Source organism: Pigmentiphaga sp. NML080357, assembly GCF_002188465.1.
GTDB lineage: Bacteria > Pseudomonadota > Gammaproteobacteria > Burkholderiales > Burkholderiaceae_B > Pigmentiphaga.
The window spans coordinates 58,792-83,115 of record NZ_NINW01000040.1; the positions used below are offsets into that span (position 1 = coordinate 58,792).

At 67.7% G+C, this 24,324-nt stretch carries 20 protein-coding genes; 6 read left to right on the forward strand and 14 right to left on the reverse strand.

Annotated elements, in window-relative coordinates:
* The first annotated feature begins 7 nt into the window (after positions 1–7).
* Positions 8–988: a tripartite tricarboxylate transporter substrate binding protein gene (locus CDO44_RS18510; RefSeq protein WP_087781763.1), complete on the forward strand. Its 981-nt coding sequence runs from the start codon at positions 8–10 to the stop codon at positions 986–988.
* Positions 989–1,149: 161 nt separating this feature from the next.
* On the opposite strand, the gene groL is transcribed toward CDO44_RS18510, so the two are convergent.
* The 5 genes from groL to CDO44_RS18535 form a co-directional block, all read right to left on the reverse strand.
* Entirely contained in the window at positions 1,150–2,796 is a 1,647-nt protein-coding gene (gene groL, locus CDO44_RS18515; protein ID WP_087781764.1) for a chaperonin GroEL, read from the reverse strand.
* Positions 2,797–2,861: 65 nt separating this feature from the next.
* Entirely contained in the window at positions 2,862–3,149 is a 288-nt protein-coding gene (gene groES / locus CDO44_RS18520; protein WP_087781765.1) for a co-chaperone GroES, read from the reverse strand.
* Positions 3,150–3,504: 355 nt separating this feature from the next.
* Positions 3,505–5,796, reverse strand: coding sequence for a GAF domain-containing protein (locus CDO44_RS18525; RefSeq protein WP_087781766.1), 2,292 nt, complete (start codon positions 5,794–5,796; stop codon positions 3,505–3,507).
* 161 nt (positions 5,797–5,957) lie between these two features.
* A complete protein-coding gene (locus tag CDO44_RS18530) occupies positions 5,958–7,121 on the reverse strand; it encodes a D-alanyl-D-alanine carboxypeptidase family protein (RefSeq protein WP_087781767.1) in 1,164 nt (387 codons plus the stop codon).
* 3 nt (positions 7,122–7,124) lie between these two features.
* Positions 7,125–8,924, reverse strand: a complete 1,800-nt coding sequence (locus tag CDO44_RS18535; protein WP_087781768.1) for a chloride channel protein — start codon at positions 8,922–8,924, stop codon at positions 7,125–7,127.
* A gap of 62 nt (positions 8,925–8,986) precedes the next feature.
* Between CDO44_RS18535 and CDO44_RS18540 the strand changes: the two genes are divergently transcribed.
* Positions 8,987–9,436: a MarR family winged helix-turn-helix transcriptional regulator gene (locus CDO44_RS18540; protein WP_233146262.1), complete on the forward strand. Its 450-nt coding sequence runs from the start codon at positions 8,987–8,989 to the stop codon at positions 9,434–9,436.
* Between the two features lie 165 nt (positions 9,437–9,601).
* Here CDO44_RS18540 and CDO44_RS18545 read toward each other — a convergent pair whose 3' ends face one another.
* Positions 9,602–10,267 carry a MarR family winged helix-turn-helix transcriptional regulator gene (locus tag CDO44_RS18545; protein ID WP_158213336.1) on the reverse strand — a complete coding sequence of 222 codons (666 nt, stop codon included), beginning with the start codon at positions 10,265–10,267 and terminating at the stop codon, positions 9,602–9,604.
* Positions 10,268–10,370: 103 nt separating this feature from the next.
* On the opposite strand from CDO44_RS18545, the gene CDO44_RS18550 reads away from it, so the two are divergent.
* Together CDO44_RS18550 and CDO44_RS18555 are read left to right on the forward strand one after the other, a co-directional pair.
* Entirely contained in the window at positions 10,371–11,390 is a 1,020-nt protein-coding gene (locus tag CDO44_RS18550) for a tripartite tricarboxylate transporter substrate binding protein (RefSeq protein WP_087781770.1), read from the forward strand.
* Positions 11,391–11,414: 24 nt separating this feature from the next.
* Positions 11,415–12,596, forward strand: coding sequence for an aromatic ring-hydroxylating dioxygenase subunit alpha (locus CDO44_RS18555; protein WP_087781771.1), 1,182 nt, complete (start codon positions 11,415–11,417; stop codon positions 12,594–12,596).
* On the opposite strand, the gene CDO44_RS18560 is transcribed toward CDO44_RS18555, so the two are convergent.
* Positions 12,562–13,551 carry a LysR family transcriptional regulator gene (locus CDO44_RS18560; protein ID WP_087781772.1) on the reverse strand — a complete coding sequence of 330 codons (990 nt, stop codon included), beginning with the start codon at positions 13,549–13,551 and terminating at the stop codon, positions 12,562–12,564. The genes CDO44_RS18555 and CDO44_RS18560 overlap by 35 nt on opposite strands.
* Positions 13,552–13,674: 123 nt before the next feature.
* Between CDO44_RS18560 and CDO44_RS18565 the strand changes: the two genes are divergently transcribed.
* A complete protein-coding gene (locus CDO44_RS18565; RefSeq protein ID WP_087781773.1) occupies positions 13,675–14,667 on the forward strand; it encodes a tripartite tricarboxylate transporter substrate binding protein in 993 nt (330 codons plus the stop codon).
* 2 nt (positions 14,668–14,669) lie between these two features.
* Complete coding sequence (locus CDO44_RS18570) at positions 14,670–15,647, forward strand: alpha/beta fold hydrolase (protein WP_087781796.1); 978 nt, start codon at positions 14,670–14,672, stop codon at positions 15,645–15,647.
* Positions 15,648–15,747: 100 nt separating this feature from the next.
* Here the strand turns inward: CDO44_RS18570 and pcaG are convergent, their stop codons facing one another.
* The 7 genes from pcaG to CDO44_RS18605 all read right to left on the reverse strand — a co-directional run bounded on the left by pcaG (position 15,748) and on the right by CDO44_RS18605 (position 24,088).
* Complete coding sequence (pcaG, locus tag CDO44_RS18575; RefSeq protein ID WP_087781774.1) at positions 15,748–16,389, reverse strand: protocatechuate 3,4-dioxygenase subunit alpha; 642 nt, start codon at positions 16,387–16,389, stop codon at positions 15,748–15,750.
* A gap of 14 nt (positions 16,390–16,403) precedes the next feature.
* Positions 16,404–17,135 carry a protocatechuate 3,4-dioxygenase subunit beta gene (gene pcaH / locus CDO44_RS18580; protein ID WP_087781775.1) on the reverse strand — a complete coding sequence of 244 codons (732 nt, stop codon included), beginning with the start codon at positions 17,133–17,135 and terminating at the stop codon, positions 16,404–16,406.
* 123 nt (positions 17,136–17,258) lie between these two features.
* Positions 17,259–18,206 carry a LysR substrate-binding domain-containing protein gene (locus tag CDO44_RS18585; protein ID WP_087781776.1) on the reverse strand — a complete coding sequence of 316 codons (948 nt, stop codon included), beginning with the start codon at positions 18,204–18,206 and terminating at the stop codon, positions 17,259–17,261.
* A 99-nt stretch (positions 18,207–18,305) separates the two neighbouring features.
* Entirely contained in the window at positions 18,306–19,265 is a 960-nt protein-coding gene (locus CDO44_RS18590) for a tripartite tricarboxylate transporter substrate binding protein (protein ID WP_087781797.1), read from the reverse strand.
* 27 nt (positions 19,266–19,292) lie between these two features.
* Entirely contained in the window at positions 19,293–20,567 is a 1,275-nt protein-coding gene (locus tag CDO44_RS18595; RefSeq protein ID WP_087781777.1) for a carboxylesterase/lipase family protein, read from the reverse strand.
* A gap of 82 nt (positions 20,568–20,649) precedes the next feature.
* Positions 20,650–21,615: a LysR family transcriptional regulator gene (locus CDO44_RS18600; RefSeq protein WP_087781778.1), complete on the reverse strand. Its 966-nt coding sequence runs from the start codon at positions 21,613–21,615 to the stop codon at positions 20,650–20,652.
* A 100-nt stretch (positions 21,616–21,715) separates the two neighbouring features.
* Positions 21,716–24,088: a membrane-bound PQQ-dependent dehydrogenase, glucose/quinate/shikimate family gene (locus CDO44_RS18605; RefSeq protein WP_087781779.1), complete on the reverse strand. Its 2,373-nt coding sequence runs from the start codon at positions 24,086–24,088 to the stop codon at positions 21,716–21,718.
* Between the last annotated feature and the right edge of the window lie 236 nt (positions 24,089–24,324).

The window sequence follows — 24,324 nt, forward strand, 5'->3', positions numbered from 1 at the left end:
GACGCACATGAGGCATTCCCCGTTACCGGTCCGCGCGGCCTGCGCCGCCATGCTGGCTGCCCTGGCGCTGGCCGGGCCGGCCACCGCCGCTTCGTATCCCGACAAGGCGGTGCGTGTCGTGGTGGGGTTTTCCGCGGGCGGCACGACCGACGTCGCGGCGCGCATCATCGCCAAGGAGCTGGGCGACGACCTGGGCGAGAGCTTCGTGGTCGAGAACAAGCCGGGCGCGGGCAGCAACATCGGCGCGGAACTGGTGGCCCGGGCCAAGCCCGATGGCTATACGCTCTACATGGTCGCCGTCACCAGCACCATCAACCAGACCTTGTACAAGAGCCTGAGCTTCGACATCGTCAAGGATTTCTCGCCCATCGCGCTGGTCATCAAGGTGCCCAACATCCTGGTGGTCAACCCCTCCCTGCCGGTCAAGAACGTGCAGGAACTGGTGAGCTACCTCAAGGCCCATCCGGGCAAGGTATCGTTCGCCTCGTCCGGAAGCGGCACTTCGATCCACATGGCCGGCGAGCTCTTCAAGCTGCGGGCCGGCGTGGACATCGTGCACATTCCCTACAAGGGCAGCGCGCCCGCGATGACGGACCTCATCGGCAACCAGGTGCAGATGATGTTCGACAACATGCCGTCGGCCTGGCCCCACGTGCAAGCCGGCAAGCTGCGGGCCCTGGCGGTGACCACCGCGGAGCGCTCGGCCACCGCGCCCGAGATCCCGACCATGATGGAATCGGGCTTCGACAAATTCGACGTCTCTTCCTGGTTCGGCCTCATCGCGCCGGCGGGCACCCCGCCCGAGATCATCGCCAAGCTCAACGCCTCGGTCCAGAAGGCGCTGGCCAAGCCGGAGGTGCAGCAGCGCTTCAAGGACCTCGGCGCCGTCACGGCCCGGACGACGCCGGCGGAGTTCGGCGCGTTCATCAAGAGCGAAGTGGAGCAGTGGGGAACGGTGGTGAAGGCATCGGGGGCGAAGGTGGAGTGAAAAACGTCCCTACGCTTCCCGCTCCGCGGCGGCGCTCTCCCCCAAAAGGGACGTTTTTGCCTTGGGCGGCCCGGCGGCAAAAAAAACCCCGCGCGGCATGACCGCGCGGGGTTCGAGAGCATGGCGCCCGGCCGGAGCCGGGACCGCGGGACAGGGACTCCTTAGAAGTCCATGCCGCCCATACCGCCCATGCCACCCATGCCGCCGGGGGCGGGAGCAGCCGGCTTGTCTTCGACCAGCTCGACCACGGTGGCTTCCGTGGTCAGCAGCAGCGAAGCGACCGAGGCGGCGTTCTGCAGCGCGGTGCGGGTGACCTTGGTGGGGTCCAGCACGCCGGACTCGACCATGTCGCCGTATTCGCCGGTCGCGGCGTTGTAGCCGTAGTTGCCCTTGCCGTTCAGCACGTTGTTGACGATCACGCTGGGCTCGTCGCCGGCGTTGGAGACGATGGTGCGCAGCGGCTCTTCAATGGCGCGCAGGACGATCTTGATACCGGCGTCCTGGTCGGGGTTGTCGCCCTTGATGTCCTTGATGGCTTGCTTGGCGCGCAGCAGGGCCACGCCGCCGCCGGGGACGATGCCTTCTTCCACCGCGGCGCGGGTGGCATGCAGGGCGTCTTCCACGCGGGCCTTCTTCTCTTTCATTTCGACTTCGGTGGCGGCACCGACCTTGATTACCGCCACGCCGCCGGCCAGCTTGGCCACGCGCTCTTGCAGCTTCTCACGGTCGTAGTCCGAGGTCGCTTCTTCGATCTGCACGCGGATTTGCTTGACGCGGGCCTCGATGGCCTTGCTGTCGCCGGCGCCATCGATGATCGTGGTGTTTTCCTTGGCCACTTCGATGCGCTTGGCCTGGCCCAGCTCTTGCAGGGTAGCCTTTTCCAGCGACAGGCCGGTCTCTTCGGAGATGACGGTGCCGCCGGTCAGGATGGCGATGTCTTCCAGCATGGCCTTGCGGCGGTCGCCGAAGCCCGGAGCCTTGACGGCGGTGGTCTTCAGGATGCCACGGATGTTGTTGACCACCAGGGTGGCCAGGGCTTCGCCGTCGACGTCTTCAGCGATGATCAGCAGCGGGCGGCTGGCCTTGGCGACCTGCTCCAGCACGGGCAGCAGTTCGCGGATGTTGCTGATCTTCTTGTCGTGGATCAGGACGAAAGGATCGTCCAGGGCCGCGACTTGCTTGTCGGGATTGTTGATGAAGTAGGGCGACAGGTAGCCGCGGTCGAACTGCATGCCTTCGACGACGTCCAGTTCGTTTTCCAGCGACTTGCCGTCTTCGACGGTGATGACGCCTTCCTTGCCCACTTTTTCCATCGCGTCGGCGATGATCTGGCCGATCGACGAATCGCTGTTGGCCGAGATCGAGCCGACCTGCGCGATTTCCTTGCTGGACGAGCAGGGCTTGCTGAGTTTCTTCAGCTCTTCGATGGCAGCGGCGACGGCCTTGTCGATGCCGCGCTTGAGGTCCATCGGGTTCAGGCCGGCGGTCACGTACTTCTGGCCTTCGTGCACGATGGCCTGGGCCAGCACGGTGGCGGTGGTGGTGCCGTCACCGGCGTTGTCGCTGGTCTTGGAAGCGACTTCCTTGACGAGTTGGGCACCCAGGTTCTCGAACTTGTCCTTCAGTTCGATTTCCTTGGCAACGGACACGCCGTCCTTGGTGACGGTGGGAGCGCCGAAGGAGCGCTCGAGCACGACGTTACGGCCCTTGGGGCCGAGCGTGACCTTGACGGCGTTGGCGAGGACGTTCACGCCGCGTACGACGCGGGCGCGGGCGTCATCACCGAACTGGACTTGTTTGGCAGCCATTTAAGAAATTCCTTGGATGTGTGGGTTGGACGCTAGGGGATCGTGACAGCGAGCCGCGGCGCGGCTTACTGGATCACCGCCAGGATTTCTTCTTCGCGGATGACGAGCAGTTCGTCGCCGTCGACCTTCACGGCCTGGCCGGCGTACTTGCCGAACAGCACCTTGTCGCCGACTTTGACGTCGACCGGCAGAACCTTGCCGTCTTCGGTCTTCTTGCCCGGGCCAACGGCCAGCACTTCGCCCTGGTCAGGCTTCTCGGCAGCGCTGTCGGGGATGACGATGCCTGAAGCGGTTTTACGCTCGTTGTCCAGGCGTTTGACGATCACGCGATCGTGCAAGGGACGGAGGGCCATACAAACTCCTGATGTTCGAAGTTGACGTCTAATTGTCTGAAAAAGAGGCCGGAAAGCCGGTTTTTCGGCTTGGATCGCGTAAAAACGGATGCCACAGCCAGTTGCCGGAACCCCCAATGCCGCGCGGCGGCGTTGTTAGCACTCTCGGCAAGCGAGTGCTAATTATAGGGATGGTGTTGGGGCCTTTCAAGCGGGAGGCATCCGGGAGAGCCCTTATTCTTGCCAGTTTCCCGCCGTGCCGCCGATCTGGCGCCTGGCAGGGCGCCGGTCGGATGCGCTGCCCCGGACGTGAAGGTTGTTCTCCGCAACTCTTGTTCCTGTTGTCAGGCTGCGGCGCAGACGGGACCCGCGACGCTTATTCGGAAAGCAACCCGGCCTTTCCCACCGTGGCCAGATAGCGCAATAGCTCGAGGGGATCGGCGGGTTTCGTGAAGTGATGATCGAAGCCGGCTTCCATGCTTCTTGCCACGTCGGCGCTGCCGCCATAGCCGCTCATCGCGATGGCGGTCGTGTCGCCGCCCCAGGGTTCCCTGCGAATGCGCTCGCACACGGCATAGCCGCTCAGTCTTGGCATGCCTATGTCCAGCAGCAGGACGTCGGGCCGCCAGCTCTCCGCCTGCGCGAGCGCCTGTTCGCCATCCCGCGCGATGGCTACCTCGTGTCCGTGCAGCTTGAGGATTTCCGCCATGGACTCGGCGGCGTCATCGTTGTCGTCGGCCAGCAGTATCCGCAAGCGCCGGGCAGGGGCCTCCTGGGCCGTGTCCGCCGCCACCGGTCCGGTGTCCGTGCGCGGCGTCGTGACGGGCAGCCGCACGATGAATTCGGCGCCCTGGCCGACGCCCGGACTTTGCGCTTCCACCGTGCCGTGGTGCAGTTCGACCAGCCGGCGGACCAGAAATAGCCCGACGCCCAGCCCGCCGCGCGAGTTTTCCAGGGAGCGATCTGCCTGGTAGAAAAGTTGGAAAAGGCGCCGGATGTCATCCGCCGCGAGGCCGATCCCGGTGTCGCGTATCCTGACGGCCACCCGCGCGCCACCGCCCGCGTCTTCGTATCGTTCGACGCGGAGCGTGATCCGGCCGTCGGCATCGGAATACTTCGAGGCATTGGTCAGCAGGTTCGCGAACACTTGCGCCAGGCGCACCGGATCGGCCTCGAGCGCCACCGGCTCCTCCGGAATCGAGATGTCGAGGTGCTGGCCACGGGCATCGATGAGCGGGCGGCAGGTCTCGACCGCATGGCGGATGATGCCGTCCAGCGTGGCCGGTTCGAGTTTCAGGCCGAACCGGCCTTGTTCGATGCGGCTCACGTCGAGCAGGTCGTCGACCAGCCGCGCGAAGTGGCCTGTTTGCCGGAGGATGATCTCGGCGCTGGCCTTCACCGTAGGGTCGGCCTCGTATTTCTGTTTGAGCAGCCCTGCGACGTTGCGGATCGGCGCGAGCGGGTTGCGCAACTCGTGGGCGAACTGGGCCAGGAACAGGTCCTTCTGGCGGCTGATGTCCTTCAAGGTCTCTTCGACCATGCGTTGATCGACGAGGTCCGCGGCTTGCCGGACCAGGATGTCGAACAGCCGCAAATCGTGCTCGGATACTTCCCGCGGGGTGTGCCAGTGGGTGGAAATCATGCCGATTACCTGCCCTTTGCGCGAGACCAGCGGAGTGGTCTGCACCGCCCTGATGCCGAGGTGCCGATAGGTGGCCAGGTCGTCGGAGCCGGCCATGAAGCCGCACTGCTCGAGATCCGAAACGAAAACCCGGCGGCGGGTGCGCAGCGCTTCGCCGCATGTGCTTTTCGAGTCGAGCGTGACCCATTTCCAGAACTCGTCGGCGCAGGCGTCGAATCCGAGGCTGGCCAGCAGCTTCAGCCTGCCGTCGTCCATCAGCGCCTGCATGCTGGCGAACTGCGATTGCATGATGGTTGCCGCGGCATCGACGATTTCCCGGTACAGGCTGTCCGCATCGCCCGACGCCAGCAGCCGCATGCTGATGTCCTGCAGCAGCCGAGTATCGGCCAGTTCCTCTTCCAGTTCCTGCCGGGCCCGCACGAGTTCGTCGGTCACCCGCTTGCTGGCGATGGCGACGCTCGCCAGGTGGGCGCCGAAATCGGCGAGGTGCCGGCTGCGCTCGTCCGGTTCTCCGGCGGTGGGGAAACCGATGAAAAAAGTCGCGATGGACCTGCCGAGGTTGTCGAAGACCGGGGTGGAGAGGCACGCCCGCAGTCCTGCCGAGAGACACAGGCGCCGCCACGAAGGGGACCAGCGGGGATCCCGCTCGATGTCGTTGCAGATCATCTGCGTGCCGGTGTGGAGCGCCGCGCAGCACGTGCCGGCGGTGCCGTCGTCGATGGCGACGCCGTGGAAAGCCTGGGTGAATTCGGGGGGCAGGTGTGCCGCGTAGACGTGTTCGACGGTGCGCCCGTCGGCCGCGGCCAATACCACACCGGCGCGCGCCGCCGGGTGGAGTTCGCATGCCACTTCGGTCAGCGCGATGAGGCAGTCCTCCAACGGCGCGCCGGCCGTGATCATCTCGAGCAGCCGGTTCTGTTTCACCCGCAGCTTGCCCGTTCCGCCGACCGCTGCCGGTGCCGCCGCGGGAAAGTCGATGTGTCCCAGCGTGTTGCCCTCGGCGTTCTCCACGAAAGGCTGCGGCATGCCATTCCCCCATCTGATGCGGTGTTCGCCGGCCCGCGCCGACGACCGCAGGAGGTCGATTCTATGTGACCAAGTCACGTGGCCGAGGGCGGGCAGGTGACCTTGTGTTACTGCGGAAGAGCGAAGTCCGTGCTACGCCAGGCAAGGCCGTCCAGCGGCGATCACCGGCCCACGTGCCGCAGCCACAAGCGCAGTCCGTCCCAGGTGCGGCCGAACCAGCCGGCTTCTGCCACGGGCTGCAGCGCCACCAGGGGTACGTGCCTCGCGGGTTCGCCGTTCACGCGCACCTCCAGTTGCCCCACCTTCTGATGGGCAGCCACGGGCGCGATCAACGGCGAGGCCCGCTCGATGGTCCGCTCCACTCGAGCTCCCACGGGGACGGTCACATAAGTATCGTGGTCGAATCCGATAGGCACCGTGTTGCGCTGGCCTTTCCAGACGGGCTCGCTGCCCACGGACTCCCCGCTTCCATAGAGCTTGATCGTTTCGAAGCTGCGGAAACCCCATTCGAGCAAGGTCCGGCTCTCCTCGGTTCGCACGCGGTCGGAGGCCGTGCCGATCACGACCGAGATCAGCCGCCGCTGCGGGACGTTGCCGCTGGCGCGCCGCGCCGTGGCCACGAGGCTGTACCCGGCCGATTCCGTATGGCCCGTCTTCATTCCATCCACGCTGGCGTCGAGCCAGAGCAGCCGATTGCGATTGGGCTGGGTGATGCGGTTGTAGGTGTATTGCTTGGTAGCGTCGTAGGTGCCGGCCAGCGCGGGAAAGTCGCGCATGATACGGGCCGCGAGGATGGAGAGGTCGCGCGCGGTGGAGTAGGTGCCGGGATCGGGCAATCCGTGAGGATTGGTGAAGTGGGTCGAGGTCAGGCCGATCTCGCCGGCCTCTTCGTTCATGCGCGCGACGAAGGCCTCGACCGAACCCGCCACGGCCTCGGCCAGCGCGATGGCGGCGTCGTTGCCCGATTGCACGAGCAAGCCGTACAGCAATTCGTCGATGGTGACCCGCTTGCCGGGCTCGAGGAACATCTTTGAGCTGCCGGGCGCCACCCGCCAGGCGCGCGTGGAAACCAGGACCTGGCGGTCGGGCGTGAGACGGCGGTCCTGCAGCGCCTGGAACACCAGGTAGGCCGTCATCATCTTGGCGAGCGAAGCGGGCTCGATGCGTTTGTCCGGGTCATGGGCTCCCAGCACCTGGCCGCTGGTGGCGTCGAGCAGCAGCCAGGCACGGGCGGAGAGGGCGGGAGGGGGGACGGGCTGGGCTTGCGCGGCAGCCAGGCACAGGGCGCTGGCAAGCGCCGCGGCCGCCATTTTGATGATCGACATGTCTTATTGGATGTTGGGGTGGGTGGTTTTGCGCCCGGTTTCCGCGTTCCAGCGGAAGTAGGCCACGCGCTCGCGTTCTTCGGCCAGCCGCAGCGCCCGCAGCCGCAGCAGGTCCTTCCTGCCGACCAGGCCCAGCAGCTTTCCGTCGGCGCGGTCGACGATGGGTACCCGTCCCACGCCGGCGAGCGCCATGCGGTCGGCCAACTGGCTGGCGAGTTCGTCCGGATAACCGACCAGAAGTTCCCGGCCCGCCAGAAGCTCGCCCATGGTCTTGTCGCGATCCCCTTGTTCGACGGTCCAGGCCAGGCTGTCGGCGCGCGTGACTTCTCCCACCACGATGCCCTGCGCATCGACGACCGGATAGCTGGTGTGGCGCCGTTCCAGCGTGGTGAAATGGTCCACGACCTGCGCTACCGTCATCGACGCGGGCAGCGCTTCCACCGGACGCGTCATCAAGTCCGCGACGCGCACCAGGTCGAACGGATCGACGTGATATTCGCGCGTTACGTGATGGCCCCGGCGGGCGATCTTCTCGGTCAGGATGGAGCGTTTGAGCAGCAGCACCGTCACCCCATAGGCGAAGGCGCAGGCCGTGAGTACCGGCACCATCACCCCGAAATTGCCGGTCAGTTCCACGGCAAAGAGCGTCGCTGTAAGAGGCGCGCGCATGGTGCCGCCCATCATGGCCGCCATGCCGAGCAGCGCCCAGAAACCCGGCGCGGCATCCGGCATGACGGGCGTCGCCAGCGCGCCCAGCGCGCCGCCGAAGATCAGCAGCGGGGCCAGCACGCCGCCCGAGGCGCCCGAGCCCAGGGCCACCGCCCAGATCACGACCTTGACCGCCAGCAGGAGCAGCACGGCGTGCAGGGCCAGGTCGCCGGCCAGCAGGTGCCGGATGTTGTCATAGCCCACGCCCAGCGCCGCCGGTTCGATCAATCCGCCCAGCCCGATGACCAGCCCGCCCAGCGCAGGCCACCACATCCAGTGGATGGGGAGTTTGGCGAAACCGTCCTCGGCGGCGTAGACCAGCGTCGTCAGCACGCCCGATCCCAGTCCGGCGACGATGCCCAGCGCGGCGAAGGCCAGCACATGCGCGGCCGAGACGTCGACCGTGCCGGCGTAGGGGAACAACGGCGCTGCGTCCATCAGCAGCGGCCGGACCGCCGCCGCGACGACCGCGGCTACCGCCACGGGCAGGAAACTGCGCGGCTTCCATTCGAAGAGCAGCAACTCCACGGCCAGCAGCAGCGCGGCGACGGGCGTGCCGAAGATGGCCGTCATGCCCGCCGCCGCGCCCGCCACCAGCAAGGTCTTGCGTTCGGCCGAACTCATGTGGACCATCTGCGCGAGCAAGGAGCCGATGGCGCCGCCCGTCATGATGATGGGGCCTTCGGCGCCGAACGGGCCGCCGGTGCCGATCGACACCGCCGACGACAGGGGCTTGAGCACGGCCACCTTGGGCTGGATGCGGCTGCGGCCGATCAGGATGGCCTCCATGGCTTCGGGGATGCCATGGCCGCGGATCTTCTCCGAGCCGTACCTGGCCATGAAGCCGATGATGAGGCAGCCCGCCACGGGCACCAGCACGGCGGTCCAGCCCAGCGGCGTGCCGGCGATGGGCAGGTCCTCGAGCGATAGCCGGCCGTAGTAGGCGAGGTTGGTGCAGAGTGTGATCAGCCGCAGCAGCAGCCAGGCGGCGCCGACGCCGCCCAGGCCGATCACCGCTGCCAGGGCCATGAGCAGCAGGACGCGGCGATCGGTGGTGAAGTCGCCGAGCCGGGACGAAGGGGTGGAGAAAGCCATGACGAAGAATGGGGTTGAAAGGCAATATATATCGTAACACGATATATATTAGAATCTTCCCCGTGAGAAAGAACGCTCCTTCTTCGCACGCCGCGGCGCCCCGGCCGTCGCCGGCCGACTATGCGCTGCTGGCGGAATTCCGGTTCGCTCTGCGCAGGTTCATCGCGTTCAGTGAAGACGCCGCGCATGCGATAGGTCTCGCGCCGCAGCAGCACCAGGCGCTGTTGGCGATCAAGGGCGCTGCCGGCCGGGATGGGCTGTTCGTCGGCGAGATCGCCGAGCGTCTCCTGATCAAACCGCATTCGGCCGCCGAACTGGCGGGCAGGCTGGTGCGCATGGGCCTGGTGGCACGGATGGCCGATCCCCAGGACGGCCGCAAGGTCCGCCTGGTGCTGACCCCCCATGCCGAAAAGCTGCTGGAGGACTTGTCGGCGGCACACCTGGAAGAATTGCGGGCGATCAAGCCCCTGCTGACGCGGCTGCTCGCCCGGTTCGACGGCGACGGCTCGTAGGGCCGCATTGCGCCGGTTTCAGCGCGGCGACCCCGCTGGGGCATGCTGCCGGCGCAAGCGCTTGATGCCCTCATGCGAGAGCAAGAAATCCATGAAGGCCCGGGCCGCTGGCGACACCGCCACGCTGGCGCGATGCACGAGCGAGACCTCGCGCCGCCGCCGTGCCTAGCTGCGTCCCAGCAACTCCGCCAGCTGCTCGTGCAGCTGTTGCAGTTTTGCGCGTTCGACCAGCAGGAGCCCGCGGGTCTCGATCGTGTCCCCGGCGTCCTGGCGCGGGGCGGGCGGCTGCCCGGCGGCGGCTTCTTCCTGCGCCAGCATGGCCTGGGAATGGGCCGTCAATTGCGCGATGCAATCCATGAACACGCCGCGTCTGGCGGCGGGCAGCCCCTCCAGCCATTCCGCGTTGCGCTCGACCGCATCGGCGTGGATGCGCGCATGCATGTCCATGCCCTGGGGCGTCAGGAGCAGGTAGAACGAACGCTTGTCGGCCGGATCGTCGCAGCGTTCGAGCAATCCCCGTTCTTCGAGCCTGGCGACTAGGCGGCTGCCGTGGCTCTTGTCCAGTCCGAGTTCGGCGCACAGCTTGCGCAGCGAAATGGGCGCCTGCGCGCCGACGATGCCCAGGATGTGGCATTCGACGCTGCGCAGGCCGAAGCGGCGCTGGTGCCGCAGTTCGTTGCGGCTGGCCACGAGCGCCGCCAGCATCTCCAGCTGGAATGCCGGCAGGGTCTTGAAGGATGCGAGCTTCTTCTTGGCGGCGGGCATGGTGCGGGCAGGAAAGGCGAAATGCCAATGATAGGGGGTGGCCGGGCGGGGCGGGCCGATAGGCATGTCGTTGACAGTGCAATGATATAAGGATAATTTTAATATCGTTGCTTTGGAATATAAAAGGGCCGTGGCGCAGCGCCGCTCCCCGGGCCCGGAGGAGACGTCCATGTCCTGTATCCGCCGTGCCTGGCAAGTTCCCGTTCGCGTTGCCGCGCGCGGGCTGGCCGCCGCCTCGCTGGCCCTGCTCGCGGCCGCCGCCCATGCCCAACCATCGGGCGCGGGCGGTTTTCCGTCGCGCCCGGTGCGCATCATTCCCTACGGACCGGGCGGCAGTCCGGTCGATCTGCTGGCCCGGGCCTATGCCGAACAACTGCGGCAGGCCTGGGGGCAGCCGGTGGTGGTGGATCCCAAGCCGGGAGCCAGCGGCATCCTGGCGGCCGATGCGGTCGCCAAGTCCCCCGCGGACGGCTACACGCTGCTCATCACCTTGCAGACCACGCACATCAACAATCCCATCCTGCACGACAAGCTGCCCTACGACGCGTCCCGGGATTTCCAGCCGTTGTCCCAGCTGGCGATCGGGTCGGGGCCGGTGCTGGTCGCCGCGCCGTCGGCGCCCTACTCGAACCTGGCCGAGCTCGCCGAGCATGCCAGGAAGCATTCGAGCCTGACCTACGGCACGTGGGGAACGGGAACGATCGCCCACCTGTTCGGCGAACTGCTCAAGCGCGAGGCCGTGCCGGGCCTGATACACGTGCCCTACAAGACGGAATCCATCGCGCACCAGGACATGGAGGCGGGGAGGCTGGACCTGGCCTGGGCCAACCCTGGAACCGCCCGCAACATGTCGCAGGCCGGGAAGATGAAGGTCCTGGGCGTGCCGGGGCGGCAGCGCGCGCCCATTCTCTCCGCCGTTCCCACGTTTCTCGAACAGGGGCTCAAGGGCTTCGAACTCGAAGGGTGGATAGGCGCCTACGCGCCGGCCGGCATCCCGCCCGCGGTGCGCGACAAACTCGTGTCCAGCCTGCAGGCGGCCACCCGCGCAGACGACGTGAGCAAGCGCATCATCGATCTGGGGTTCCAGCCGGTGGCCAACGGGCCCGACGAATTCACCGCCAATGCACGCGCCGACTACGCCCGCTTCAGGCAACTGGTGGACGCAGCCGGCGTGACGCTGAAGAACTGAACCCACGAAGCAAGGACGGGATCCATGACGACCACGACATCGCCGGACTCGGGCACGGCCTACGAACGCAAGCCCGCCACCTACAACGCCACGCTGACGCAGGTCGGCCGGGGCACGCCCATGGGCGAACTGCTGCGCCGCTACTGGCATCCCATCGGCGTGTCGGCCGACGCGAGCGAGGTGCCGCGCAAGGTGCGCGCGCTGGGCGAGGACCTGATCCTGTTCCGCGACCGCCAGGGGCGGCCCGGACTGCTGTATCCGCACTGCGCCCATCGCGGCACCTCGTTGTACTACGGCCGCGTCGAGGAGGGCGGCATACGCTGCTGCTATCACGGGTGGCTGTTCGACGTGCAGGGCCATTGCACCGACCAGCCCTGCGAGCCGCAGGGCGGCCTGTCGCGCGACCGCATCCGCCAGCCCTGGTATCCCGTCGAAGAACGCTACGGCCTGATTTTCGCCTACATGGGCCCGCCGGACCGGAAGCCGGTCCTGCCGCGCTACGCCGCGCTGGAGAACCTGGCCGAGGGCGAGTTCATCGAGGCCAACGACCAGAGCATAGGCGGGGGCGGGCCGCAGATCATTCCCTGCAACTGGCTGCAGCATTTCGAGAACGTCGTCGATCCCTTCCACGTCGTGATTCTGCACTCCAGTTTCAGCGGGACGCAGTTCGTGCCGCAGATGGGTGTGATGCCCGAGGTCACGTTCGACTACACGGACGCGGGCGTCAGCGCCACGGCGGTGCGGCGGCTGGACGACGGCAAGACGCTGCGCCGCGTGGGCGAGGCCGCGCTGCCCACCTTGCGGGTGATCCCCAGCCCCCGGCTGGCGCACTACGGCACCGTGGAGTCGCTGGGCTGGGTCCTGCCCATCGACGACACCAGCTTCCGGATCTACACCGCGGGCCGGGTGCGTCGCGCGGGCGACATCGCGCGTTCGCGGTCGCGCATGAACGGCAAGCTGTGGGAGGAGCTGACCGAAGAGGAACACCAGCGCATGCCGGGGGATTACGAGGCCCAGGTCAGCCAGGGGCCGATCGCCTGGCATTCGGAAGAGAACCTGGCGACCTCCGATCGCGGCTTGGTCCTGCTGCGGCGCATGTTCAAGCAGCAACTGGACATCGTGGCGGCCGGCGGCGACCCGATCGGAGTGAGCTTCGACCCGGACGCACCGCCTATCGTTTTCGCGGCGGGGAATTTCCTGGAATAGCGCGGCCCGTTCTTTCCTCCAGCACCCGCAGGATCTCGCCCCGCACCCAGGTGTGCAGGGGCGAGGTGTGCTGCCGCTTGGACCACACCATGAAGAACTCGATATCGCGCAGCGGTTCGGGCAGGTCGATCGATACCAGCGGGAAGTGCCGCTGGTGGACCTCGGCCACGCAGGCCGGCAGGGTGGTGGCGTAGTCGGTCTCAAGCAGCACGTAGGGCGTGATGCCGAAGCCCGACAGGTACGCCGAGAACGCCAGGTCGCGGTGGCGCGGCTTGAGCAGCCGGTCGAAGTTGGTGGGCCGCCCATACATCTGCGCGAAGGCGAACCACTGCAGCCGGTCCAGCTCGTCCAGCGACAGGCGCTTGCGCCGCGCCATGGGATGCGTGGCCGACAGCAGGCAGACCCGGCGGTCGGCGAACAAACGCATGGAATGGAAGCGCCGGGGAACCTCGCTGAAGAGGCCGATGGCGATGTCCATGCGTTCCGCATCCAGGTCGTCTGGAATGAAGTCGCCGTGCACGGACTGGAAGCGGACGATCAGGCGGGGCGCCGCCGCGCGCAGGCGCTGCAGCAACGGCGCACCCAGCAGCAGTTCGATGTGCGCCCCCGTCCCGATGTTGACGGTGCCGGTGGCCCCGGCGGGATCGAAGTCCTCGGGCGGGCTCAGCGCGTGCTCGATGCGGTCCAGCGCGTCGCGCACGACGGCATGCAGCTCCAGCGCGCGCTCGGTGGGCGTGAAGCGGCCTTTCGTCACCACCAGCAGCGGATCGTCCAGCGTGCGCCGCAGCCGCGCCAGCTCGCGGCTGATCGCCGGCTGGGTCTTGTGCAGCAGCGCGGCGGCCGCGGTGGCGCTGCGGGTCTTCATGAGCGCGTCGAAGGTCAAGAGCGCGTTCATGTCCATCCGACGCAGGTTGGGCAGTTTCGCGCGGTCGGCAGGGGTATGTCTGGTGGTCATGGTCGGGAAAGACTATAGCAATTCTGGTATGGATGTCTTGCGATCCCGGCATTGGCCGGCGAGCGGGGCCGCTGGCTATAGTGCGCGGCATCCGGCCGCCCAAAGGCCCATCCTGGAGACACCATGAACCGTACCCTGAATTCGCGCGCGCGCCGCTGGACCGCGGCGCTGGTCACCGGCATCGCCGCCATGGCTGCATGCGGCACCGTCGCGGCCGCCGATTTTCCCGTCAAGCCCATTACCGTGGTCGTGCCCTATCCTCCCGGCGGGACGCCGGACATCCTGGCGCGGGTGTTGGGCGAGACCCTGTCGAAGACGCTGGGGCAGCCCCTGATCGTCGAGAACCGGGTCGGCGCCAGCGGCAACATCGGCGGCCAGGCCGTGGCGCGCGCCGAACCCAACGGCTATACGCTGCTGATGTGCGCGTTCGGCTGCGCGGTCGCGCCCTCGCTCTATACGCCGGCGCCTTATGACGTGGTGAAGGACTTCGCTCCGGTCGCCATGATCGGCACCGTGCCCAGCGTGCTGGTCGTCAATCCCAAGGTGCCGGCCAAGTCTGTGGCCGAGCTGATCGCCTATGCCAAGGCGCACCCGGGCAAGCTCAACTCGGCCTCGTCCGGCATCGGTACTTCGGCGCACCTGGCGACGGAACTGCTCAACACCAAGGCCGGCATCGAACTGACGCACATTCCGTACAAGGGGGCGGGCCAGGTCGCGGCCGACCTGCTTGGCGGGCAGGTCGACATGTACTTCGACAACCTGCCCGCGTCGCTGCCCAGCATCCGCTCGGGCAAGCTGCGCGCGCTGGCGGTGGCCAGCGAGAAGCGTTCGCCTTCCATTCCCGACGTGCCGACCTTCGCCGAGGCGGGGGTTCCGGATTTCCTGATCACCCCGTGGTTCGGCATCATGGCGCCGGCGCGCACGCCCGACGCGGTGCTGGACCGCCTGAACCAGGCCTTCGTGGCGGCGCTGAAGGCGCCCGAGGTGCAGACGCGCATGCAGCAGCTGGGCGTGGACGTCGCGCCGGGGTCGCGGCAGGCCCTGGCCCGGTTCATCGCAGGCGAGAACGAGAAGTGGAAAGCCATCATCCAGGCCAACAAGATCCGCGCGGAATGAGCATGCGGCATGCCGCCGGCGACGTCCGGCCCGGGCGCGCCGGCCCCTTGCGGCTGCGCGACATGGGCGCCTTCCACGTCGGCGGGCGCGAGATCGAACTGCGGGGCCTGCCAACGCGCGAATTGCTGATGGCCGAAGGCGGGCAGCCCGTGCGGGTGGATCCCAACGGCCGCTATCGGGTCGAGCAGATGTACGCGCAGTACTTCCTGGCAGACCCCGCGCCCGATCGTCCGCCCATCCTGTTCTGGCACGGCGGCGGCATGACGGGAGCGGCCTGGGAGACGACCCCGGACGGCCGGCCGGGATGGCTGCACTATTTCCTGCGGCGCGGCTGGGACTGCTACCTGTGCGATGCCGTCGAGCGCGGACGCTCGGGCTTTGCCCGCGTGCCCGAGGTCTGGCCCGAGGCGCCCGTCATCCAGACCGCCGAGGACATCTACGAGCGCTTCCGCATCGGCCAGCCCGGCGAGGCCGGACGGCGCGCTTCACAACCTTATGCGAACACCCGCTTCCCGGTGGAGGCCTTCGACGGACTGGTCAGCCAGATGGTGCCCCGCTGGACCAGCACGGACGCCGCCGTGCTGGCCGGCTACCTGGCCTTGCTGGAGAAGACCGGCCCGGCCATCGTGGTCTGCCATTCGCAAGCGGGCGTGTTCGGCCTGCGCGCGGCCCACGCCCGCCCGGACCTGGTGCGGGCCGTGGTGGCGCTGGAGCCGGCCAGCATCCCCGCGCTGGAGCCGCATCGCCCTTACCGCGTTCCCACGCTGGTCGTGATGGGTGACAACATGGATACCGACCCGCGCTGGCCGCGCATGCGCGCCCGCATCCGCGACTTCGCGGCCGCCCATGGCGACGTGCGCGTGTTGTCCTTGCCGGAGCTGGGCATCGAGGGCAACTCGCACATGCTGATGATGGACCGCAACAGCCTGGACATCGCGGATCTCGTTCATGACTGGCTGGTCCGCGCGGAAACGCCGTAGCGCTTCGGCCAAAAGAAACGCCCCCGTTCCCGACGCCGAGGCGTCCTGAACGGGGGCGTCCGAGGCCCGCGCCACCGCGGGCCCTCCGCGACGGCTGGAGTCAGACGTCGAAGAACACCGTTTCCTTGCCGCCGTCGGGCGTGTCCTGGATACGGATGTCGAAGCGATAGACCACCTTGCCGTCGCGCTCCTCGCGCTTGGCGATCAGCGTGTCGCGGCGGATTTCCCACTCGATGCCGTTGATGATGGGATCCTTGGCGTTGGCCTCCTTCTCGTCCTCGAAGTAGACGCGGGTATGCAGGCCGATGTTGATGCCGCGCGCGAACAGGATCAGGCAGATGTGCGGAGCCTGCATCGTGCCGGGCTTGGCGCCGGGCACGGGGCCGGGCTTGATCGTTTCGAAGCTGTAGAAGCCTGTGTCGAAGTCGGCGCCGGTGCGGCCCCAGCCGCGGAAAGCCGGATCGATGGGCTTGTCCTGCGTGTCGGCGGGATGGGCGTACTTGCCGGCGGCGTTGGCCTGCCAGATCTCGACGAGCACGTCGCGCAGCACGGTGCCGCTGCCGTCGTACACCTGGCCTTCGAGGCGGATGCGCTCGCCCTTGGTCTCGGGCTTGACCAGGTTGTTGTCGAAGTTGTTCTCGAAGATGTCGAAGCCCGCCTGCTTGGGGGCGAGGCCGATGTGCACGTACGGGCCGCCGGTTTGCGAGGCGGTTTCAGGAAGAAAGGTGATTTGGGTGCTCATGGTCCTGCCCTCGATCAATTTTCAAACCAGGTGGCGGTGCGGCCGCGCACCGTGATGTCGAAGCGGTAGCAGCGGCTGTCCAGCGCGATGAAGTTGCCGATGTCCTGCATGGCGATGAGGCCGCGGATCTGCTCTTCGTTCTTGATGGTCTTCAGGATGGGGCAGTGCGGGATGAGCGGATCGCCCTCGAAGTACTGCTGCGTGATCAGGCGCTGGGCCCAGCCGTCGGCCAGGATGGAGAAGTGGATGTGCGAGGGGCGCCAGTCGTTGATGCGGTTGCGCCAGGGATAGGGGCCGGGCTTGATGGTGCGGAACATGTAGTAGCCGTTCTCGTCCGTCAGCATGCGTCCACAGCCGCCGAAGTTGGGGTCCAGGCTGCCGATGTAGGTGTCGTTCTTGTGGCGGTAGCGGCCGCTGGCGTTGGCCTGCCACACTTCGATCAGGGCGTTCTTGACCGGACGGCCGAACTGGTCGCGCAGGAAGCCGTGGATGATGACGCGTTCGCCGATAGGCAGGCCGTCCTTGGCGAAGTTGGTGATCAGGTCGTTGTCCTTCGGTCCGAGTTCCTCGGGACGGAACACGGGCGAGGTGATCTCGGACAGCGTGCCGACGTTGGAGATCAGGGCCTTGCGGGGTGAGCGCAGCACGCTGGTCTTGTAGCCGGGGGTGTAGGCGGGCGGGTGGGCATCGCTGTCGCGCTGCACGAATACGCCGGTCGTCGAGGGAGGCAGAAGGGGATTGCTCATGTCTCTGTACCGTTTGTGGGAATGTTCGCAGGGGCAACTGTAGTCACCGCCGTGCGCGCGGACAAGTGAAGAATGTGCCGTCATGATATAACTATATGGAATATCTAAACGCGGCTGTGCCGTTCAGGCCGGATCCCAGCCCAAATGCTCGCAGGCCGCGCGCCACCGTACCGCCACCTCGCGAACGGTGTCGGCCATGTCTCCGGCCAGCGGGCGGCTGGCGCCGGGCTGCGCCTGGGTGAACAGGCCCACCGCCTCGGTGGCCGCGCCCGGCACGCGTCGCGCCACCAGCACGCCGTTCTCGACGTCTTGCTTGACCGTGCTGAGCGAGGCGAACCACAGGGCGTCGCTGTGCAGGGCCAGGTTGCGGGCCAGCGGGACGGCCAGGGTTTCCAGCCGGTCATGGCTGGCAGTGGGGCGCATTTGGCCCAGGAAGCTGTCGGCGGCCTGGTAGATGCTGGTTCCGGGCAAGGGCAGGATCACGGGATGCGCCAGTTCCTGCCACGCCTGCCATTCGGTGCGCGCCAGCGGGTGCCGCGGCCGCATCGCGACCACCAGCGGTTCGCTCCACAGCGGCTCGAAACGCAGTTCGAGCATGTGGTCGGGTTCCGCCAGCCGGCCGACCACCACGTCGAGTTCTCCCTGGCGCAGGCGGGTCAGCAATTCCGGGTTGAGGCCGGTCTCCATGCGGACCGGCCCATGCCGCCCCCGCGCGCGCCAGCCGTGGAGGATTTCCTGCGGCAGGTCCACGGCCAGCGACGGCAGCACACCCAGCTTGACCGCGTCGCCTTCGGGATCGCGCGCTTCGCCCAGCGCCATCTCCAGCGCCATGACGCCCTGGCGGGCGTGCTGGACGAAAGCCATGCCGGCCGGGGTCAGCGCCACGCCGTGGCGTTGGCGCACGACCAGCGGCTTGCCGACGATCTCCTCCAGTTCCTTGATGATCTTGCTGACCGCCGGCTGGGTGATGGACAGGAATTCCGCCGCGGCGCGCATGTTGCCGTGCTGCGCGGTGGCGAGCAGGCAGCGGATGTGTTGCAGGCGGATGCGGTTGAGCTGCGGCGAGGACATGCGGCTGGACGGACGCTAAAGCCGTGATGGTACGGCCATCGGGGATCGGCCGCCAGGAGAGGCGGGGCATCCGCCCTGCGCGCATGCGGCCAGCGCGCCTTACTGCAGGCGTATGCCGAGTTCCTTGACCAGCGGTTCCATGTTCCGGCGGTCTTTGCGTATCGTCTCCGCCAACTGGGCGGGCGTATCGGCCACCGGCACCTGTCCCAGCATTTCCATCTGCTTCTGCATCGCCGGGCTCGCCAGGATGGCGGCGATGTCGCGCTGGATCTTGGCGATGATCTCGTCCGGCGTGCCCGTGCGCGCCATCAGGCTGAACCAGGGTTCGGTGGAGAATCCCTTCAGGCCGGATTCGTCCAGCGTGGGGACGTCGGGCAGGCCGCCGAAGCGCTGCGCGCTGGTGATGGCCAGCGCCCGCAGCCGGCCGCTGTCGATCAGGCCCTTGGCGCTGGACGGCGCGTCGAACGAGATGTCCAGTATGCCGCCCAGCAAGTCGCCCTGGGTCTTGCCGGCCGACGAGGACGGCGCATAGAGGGCCTTCACGCCGGCCCGCCGCGCGATCTGTTCCCAGGCGAGGTGAAAGCCCGTCCCGATGGAGTAGGAGCCCAGCTTCAGCTCGCGCGACCGGGCGGCCTCGATGAAGTCCTGCCAGGTCTTGAACGGACTGTCCTTGGGGACCAGGAAAATGAAAGGGGTGCGGGCGATCGTGGTGATGGGCGCCAGGTCCTTCTGCGGGTCGTACGGCATCTTGTCCACGGCGAAGGGCACGATGGTCATCGTGGCGGCCAGCATCGTGCCGAGCACGTAACCGTCGGGAGGCGAGGCGGCCACGGCCGCCCCGGTGATCATGCCGGAGGCGCCGGCCTTGTTCTCGATGACGACGGGCTGGCCCCATTTCCTGGACAATTCGGTGGCCAGCAGCCGCATGGTGACGTCGACCGGGCCGCCCGGCGTATTGGGTACCACGATCTTGACGGGCTTGTCGGGGTAAGCGGCCAGGGCCGGGCCGGCCGCCAGCAGCGCCAGTGCGAGGAGGGCATGCTTGAGAGGGGGAGTCATGAACATGGCATCCTGTTTCTGAAGGGATCAATCGAGGCTTTGCATGGCGGGCGCCGCGTCCCAGCCGGGCGCTTCGCCGCGGATGAAGCGCAGCCATGCCGCACGCATGCGGGCGGAGAGGTCGCGCAAGCGGCCCGGATCGGCTCCTGCCAGCATCGGCGCGGAAGCGAAGGCGTCCAGCGTGCCGAAGACCATGGGCAGTTCCATGCAATGGCAGGCGCCGAAGCGCGCGGTCGGCGCGAAGTCGACGCGATACAGCCAGGCCTGGCGGCCCGCCCGGCGGGCGTCGCCGGCCCACAGGCGGGACCTGGCGCCGAAGACGGCCTCGCCCGCCGCGCGGCTGTCTTCATCGGTGCCATAGCCGGGGAAGGCCGCCATCTCGTCGCGCGTGGTGCCTATCAACACATCGCAGGCTCCGGCCCATTCCGCCATGCGGGCATTCGCATCGCCCGGCAGCACCTCGCCGTCCGCGACCACCGTGAACAGCGGCCCGGCATAGGTGCCCGCCGACAATGCCGCCTGGAGGGCCGGCGCCTGCTGGGCGGCCAGCAGCCTGTCCATGGGCAGCCCCCGCAGCGTGTCGACATCGGAGGCGCCGGCGGCTTCGAGGAAGAGGGCGCCGAGCGCGTGCGCGTCTTCCAGGCTGCGGAATCCGCGGCCCAGCGCGCCGCTTTGCAGGATGGCGCGCCGGAACCGCGGCTTGCGTCCGCAGAGCGCGGCGATACAGGTGGCGCCGGCCGACTGCCCCATGGCCGTGATGCGGTCGGGATCGCCACCGAATGCGTCGATGTGCCGAACCACCCAGTCGATGGCCGCTTCCTGGTCCAGCAGCCCGAGGTTGGCGGTCAGGCCGGGCAAACACAGCCAGCCCGGCGCGCCCAGGCGGTAGTTGATCGCCACCACCACCACGTCGCCTTCTTCGGCCAGCCGGGCGCCGTCATACCAGGGCAGCGCGCCGGCGCCGCTTTGCCAGGCTCCGCCATGTATCCAGACCACGACCGGCCGCCGGGCGCGGTCGGCCGCGGGCGTCCAGATCGTCAGGTGCAGGCAGTCCTCGGATTGCGTGCCTTCCAGGTCGCCCATCGCATCGCGCAGGCGTGCCGGCAACTGAGGCGCGATCGTGCCCGGTCCGGGCGCGGTGGCATCGATCAGCCCGCGCGGTGGAACGGGCTGGGGCGGTTGGAAACGCAGCGCGCCTACCGGCGGACACGCATAGGGGATGGCGCCGAAGCGGCTGACGGCCCGGCCGCGCGTGCCGCGCACCGTGCCTTGCGAGAGACGAACGTCGACCGTGGCGGCCATGTCCTGCGGACTCCTCTTCGGGATGGAAGCAGGAATCTTAGTGACGATGGCCGGCGTGCGGGTATGAAGGATTCGGGCGAAGCTATGCGGAAAGCGCAAGCCCGCCGCCGGCCGCTTCCTCGCCGAATGACAGGTTCGCGCCGGCCACCACGCCCGCCAGCGCGTCGGCGAACGCGCGCATGGACCGCGTGCTGTGCCGGTCCTTGCGCCATATCGCCGCCATGGGAGCCGGCAGCAGCCCGAGCGCGACGGGCAGCACGCATACCTCGCCGCGTGCCTGCATCACCGCGGCCACGCAGCCCGGCAGCATCCACAGGTGCCTGCCGTCGCGTATGAGTTCGCGGCCGAATTCGAGCGACAGCGCGCCCAGTGTGGCGGGCAGCGGCAGTCCGGCCTGCGCGAGATTGGTTTCCAGTTCGCGCTGGATGCGGCTGCCCGGCATCGCGGTGATCCACGGATAGGCAATGCAGTCGGCCAGCGTGGCGCGGCCTTGCGCCAGCGGATGATGCGTCGCGCAGGTGAGCGCGACGGGATCGCTGATGATGGGGTCGGCGCGATAGATGTCCCGGTTCATCGTCGGGCGCGCCCGGCTCACGAAGATATCGAGCGCACCGCTGTCCAGGTCGGTGATCAGGTCTTCGTGGGTGCCGATGGTGATGGTCAGGGCGATGTCGGGATGGCGTTCGCGGAACAGCCGCGCCGCCTCGGTCAGCGGCCACCCGGAGAACAGCGAGAAGCAGCCCACCACCAGGCTGCCTTGCTCGCCGCGTCCCACCGCCGCCAGGTCCACCTCGGCCTTGCGCAGGTCGCCCAGCAGCACCCGGCTGTGCCGGCACATGGCTTCGCCCAGCGGCGTGCACATCATGCCCTTGCCCGTGCGCTCGTACAGCCGGCCGCCCAGCAGCTCCTCGATCTCTGTCAGCGCGCGCGACAACGCAGACTGCGTGCTGTGCAGCTGCTTGGCCGCCTTCGAAAGGTTGCCGGAATCGGCAATCGCCAGAACGATCTCGAGGTGCCGGATCTTGAGTTTGCCGTGAAAAGGGGTCATGTGCGTCGAGCCCGGAAAAAGCCCGGCGACGAGCCGCGCTCCAGAAGCGCAGTCTAACGCGGGGCGTCCGGGCGCGATCGTGCGGAAATCCCTCGCAGGCTCAACCTCCCTTCGGCAGCGCGTATGCGATCACGTAGTCGCCCCGGTCCGGGGACTGCCGCGCGCCGCCGGCCGACACCACGACGAACTGCCGCCCGCTCTCGGGCGAGACGTACGTCATGGGCGTGGCTTGCGCGCCCACCGGCAGCCGGCCCTTCCACAACTCCTTGCCGGTATAGAGATCGAGCGCCCGCAGATAGTAGTCCTGCGTCCCGGCGTAGAAGATCAGCCCCGAGGCGGTGGTGAGCGGACCGCCCAGCGTCGGCATGCCGATCGGGATCTGCAGGCCGGTCTTGATGCCCAGCGGGCCCGTGTCCTGCAGGGTGCTCATCGGCGCCTGCCAGACGATCTTGCGCGTCTTCAGGTCGATCGCCGTCATGGTGCCGTAGGGCGGCGCGTGGCACGGCACGCCCAGCGGCGACATGAAGCCGTTCTTGGAGATGCCGTAGGGCGTGCCTTCCTGCGGCGCGTAGCCCTCGTGGACCGAGGCCGCCTTGGAGGCGTCCGGGGTTTCCTCGCGCGGGATGAGGCGCGCCCACTGCGGCATGCGGATGTCGTTGACGACCAGATAGTCGGCAGTGGGCACCACCGACAAGCCGCCCCAGTTCATGCCGCCGTAGTAGCCGGGGAAGATCAGCGTGCGGCGATCGTTCCTGAGGGGAGTGAAATCGCCTTCGTAGCGCATCTTGCGGAACTCGATGCGGCACCAGAGCTGGTCGAAGAAGGTAGCACCCCACATGCTGGCCTCGGTGAAGGGCTGGGTGCCTATGCCAGGCATGCCGACCGAATACGGCTGGGTGGGCGAGGTCCAGTCGCCCTCCTGCGCGCCTTGCGGCACCGGCACCTCCTTGACGTCGGCCAGCGGGGTGCCGTCGCGCCGGTCGAGCAGGAAGATCTGGCCGCGCTTGGTGCCCTGGATCAGTGCCGGCACCGTGCCGCCCTTGCCGTCCGGCAGGTCGTACAGCGTGGGCGGGGTGCCCACGTCGTAATCCCACAGGTCGTGATGGGTGGTCTGGAACTTCCAGCGTTCGCGGCCGGTTTCGATGTCCAGGGCGACGACGGACGAGGCGTATTCCTCGGCGGCCCTGGTGCGGTGCGCGCCCCAGAAGTCGGGCGGGGCATTGCCCGTGGGAAGGTACAGGAGGCCGAGCTTGTCGTCGTAGGCAGGCGTGGACCAGACGTTGGGGGTGCCGCGGGTGTAGGACTTGCCTTCGGGCGGCAGCCTGGTCGTGTCAGGATTGCCGAGGTCCCAGGCCCATACGAGTTCGCCGGTGGTGGCGCTGAAGGCGCGCACCGCGCCGGAGGGTTCGTCCACCGACCGGTTGTCGTAGACCCAACCTCCTATGATGATGAGGTTGCGCGCGACGGTGGGCGCCGAGGTCTGGAAGTAATAGCCGGGCTTGACCTCTCCCATGCCCGCTTTCAGGTCCACGGTGCCGTTGTCGCCGAATGCCGCGCAAGGCCGGCCGGTCTTCGCGTCGAGTTCGATCAGGCGGGCGTCGATGGTGCTCAGCACGATGCGATGCCGGCATGCGGCATCGGGCGCGGCGCTGCCCGCCGATGCGCCGGCATCGTAGTAGCCGACGCCGCGGCAGCGTTGCCAGACGGGCGAACTGGCCTTGGGATCGAATTTCCAGCGCTGTTCGCCGGTTTCCGCGTTCAGTGCGAAAACCTGGTTGTGCGGCGTGCAGACGTACACCGTGTCGCCGATCTGGATGGGCGTGTTCTGGTCCTCGGCGCCGTTGATCGCCGGTTCGCCGGTACGGAAGGTCCAGGCGACCTGGAGGTTGCCGACGTTGCTCTTGTCTATCTGCGTGAAAGGCGCGTAGCGCGTGCCGGCCTGGTCGCGGCCGTAGTATTGCCAGTCGCCTCCGGCGGCGGCCGCCGGGACGGCGGTGGGCGGGTCGCCCGCCGCACGTACGGGGAAGTGCGGCCGGAACATGAGTACGCCGAAACCTACGAGCACGAGGGCGAACAGCGCCGCGAGCGAGAATGCCGCGGCGTTGCCGCCTGTCTCGCCTTCGACGCGCAGCAACGGATGGAGCAGGGCGGCCACGAAGGCAAGCACGATGACGCCGACCAGGCGCGGCACCAATTGCCAGAAGTCGAGCCCGACTTCCCAGAAGGACCACAGCAACGTGCCGATGAAGACCAGGCCGTACAACCAGGCGCCGGCGCGCGAACCTTGGGCATAGAGCAGGCCGGCGAGGGCGAGGCCCGTGCCGGCGATGAGGTAGTACCACGATCCGCCCAGCGAGATCAGGCGCACGCCGCCGACGCCGAGCGCCAGGCCGATCAGAATGAGGACGATGCCGAATACGAGGAGTGGAATGCTGACCCTCCGGCGCGGAGGGGCGACTGCAGGGGCGGTCATGAGGATCTCCCGGGAATGGGCCTTCCGCGAGCGCAAAGCGCGTTGCATGACTCGTGCGTTGCCGCCCGGCCAGGGAGCGGCGCTTGCCGCGGCGTGGGACCGCCGCTGGCATCTTTATGTAGACAAAACATAACCTTTTGGCGAGTAACCGTGTGTGACGCTACGTTTTTTTGCGCTGAAGAATGAGGGTTTTCCCTTAATTGACCGGGCAAAACAGGTAGAATATCGGGCCTTTT

Coding starts and splice junctions, on each gene's coding strand:
- CDO44_RS18510 (WP_087781763.1), top strand. CDS start 8: ATGAGGCATTCCCCGTTACCGGTCCGCGCGGCCTGCGCCGCCATGCTG.
- groL (WP_087781764.1), bottom strand. CDS start 2,796: ATGGCTGCCAAACAAGTCCAGTTCGGTGATGACGCCCGCGCCCGCGTC.
- groES (WP_087781765.1), bottom strand. CDS start 3,149: ATGGCCCTCCGTCCCTTGCACGATCGCGTGATCGTCAAACGCCTGGAC.
- CDO44_RS18525 (WP_087781766.1), bottom strand. CDS start 5,796: ATGCCGCAGCCTTTCGTGGAGAACGCCGAGGGCAACACGCTGGGACAC.
- CDO44_RS18530 (WP_087781767.1), bottom strand. CDS start 7,121: ATGTCGATCATCAAAATGGCGGCCGCGGCGCTTGCCAGCGCCCTGTGC.
- CDO44_RS18535 (WP_087781768.1), bottom strand. CDS start 8,924: ATGGCTTTCTCCACCCCTTCGTCCCGGCTCGGCGACTTCACCACCGAT.
- CDO44_RS18545 (WP_158213336.1), bottom strand. CDS start 10,267: ATGCCTATCGGCCCGCCCCGCCCGGCCACCCCCTATCATTGGCATTTC.
- CDO44_RS18550 (WP_087781770.1), top strand. CDS start 10,371: ATGTCCTGTATCCGCCGTGCCTGGCAAGTTCCCGTTCGCGTTGCCGCG.
- CDO44_RS18555 (WP_087781771.1), top strand. CDS start 11,415: ATGACGACCACGACATCGCCGGACTCGGGCACGGCCTACGAACGCAAG.
- CDO44_RS18560 (WP_087781772.1), bottom strand. CDS start 13,551: ATGACCACCAGACATACCCCTGCCGACCGCGCGAAACTGCCCAACCTG.
- CDO44_RS18565 (WP_087781773.1), top strand. CDS start 13,675: ATGAACCGTACCCTGAATTCGCGCGCGCGCCGCTGGACCGCGGCGCTG.
- CDO44_RS18570 (WP_087781796.1), top strand. CDS start 14,670: ATGCGGCATGCCGCCGGCGACGTCCGGCCCGGGCGCGCCGGCCCCTTG.
- pcaG (WP_087781774.1), bottom strand. CDS start 16,389: ATGAGCACCCAAATCACCTTTCTTCCTGAAACCGCCTCGCAAACCGGC.
- pcaH (WP_087781775.1), bottom strand. CDS start 17,135: ATGAGCAATCCCCTTCTGCCTCCCTCGACGACCGGCGTATTCGTGCAG.
- CDO44_RS18585 (WP_087781776.1), bottom strand. CDS start 18,206: ATGTCCTCGCCGCAGCTCAACCGCATCCGCCTGCAACACATCCGCTGC.
- CDO44_RS18590 (WP_087781797.1), bottom strand. CDS start 19,265: ATGACTCCCCCTCTCAAGCATGCCCTCCTCGCACTGGCGCTGCTGGCG.
- CDO44_RS18595 (WP_087781777.1), bottom strand. CDS start 20,567: ATGGCCGCCACGGTCGACGTTCGTCTCTCGCAAGGCACGGTGCGCGGC.
- CDO44_RS18600 (WP_087781778.1), bottom strand. CDS start 21,615: ATGACCCCTTTTCACGGCAAACTCAAGATCCGGCACCTCGAGATCGTT.
- CDO44_RS18605 (WP_087781779.1), bottom strand. CDS start 24,088: ATGACCGCCCCTGCAGTCGCCCCTCCGCGCCGGAGGGTCAGCATTCCA.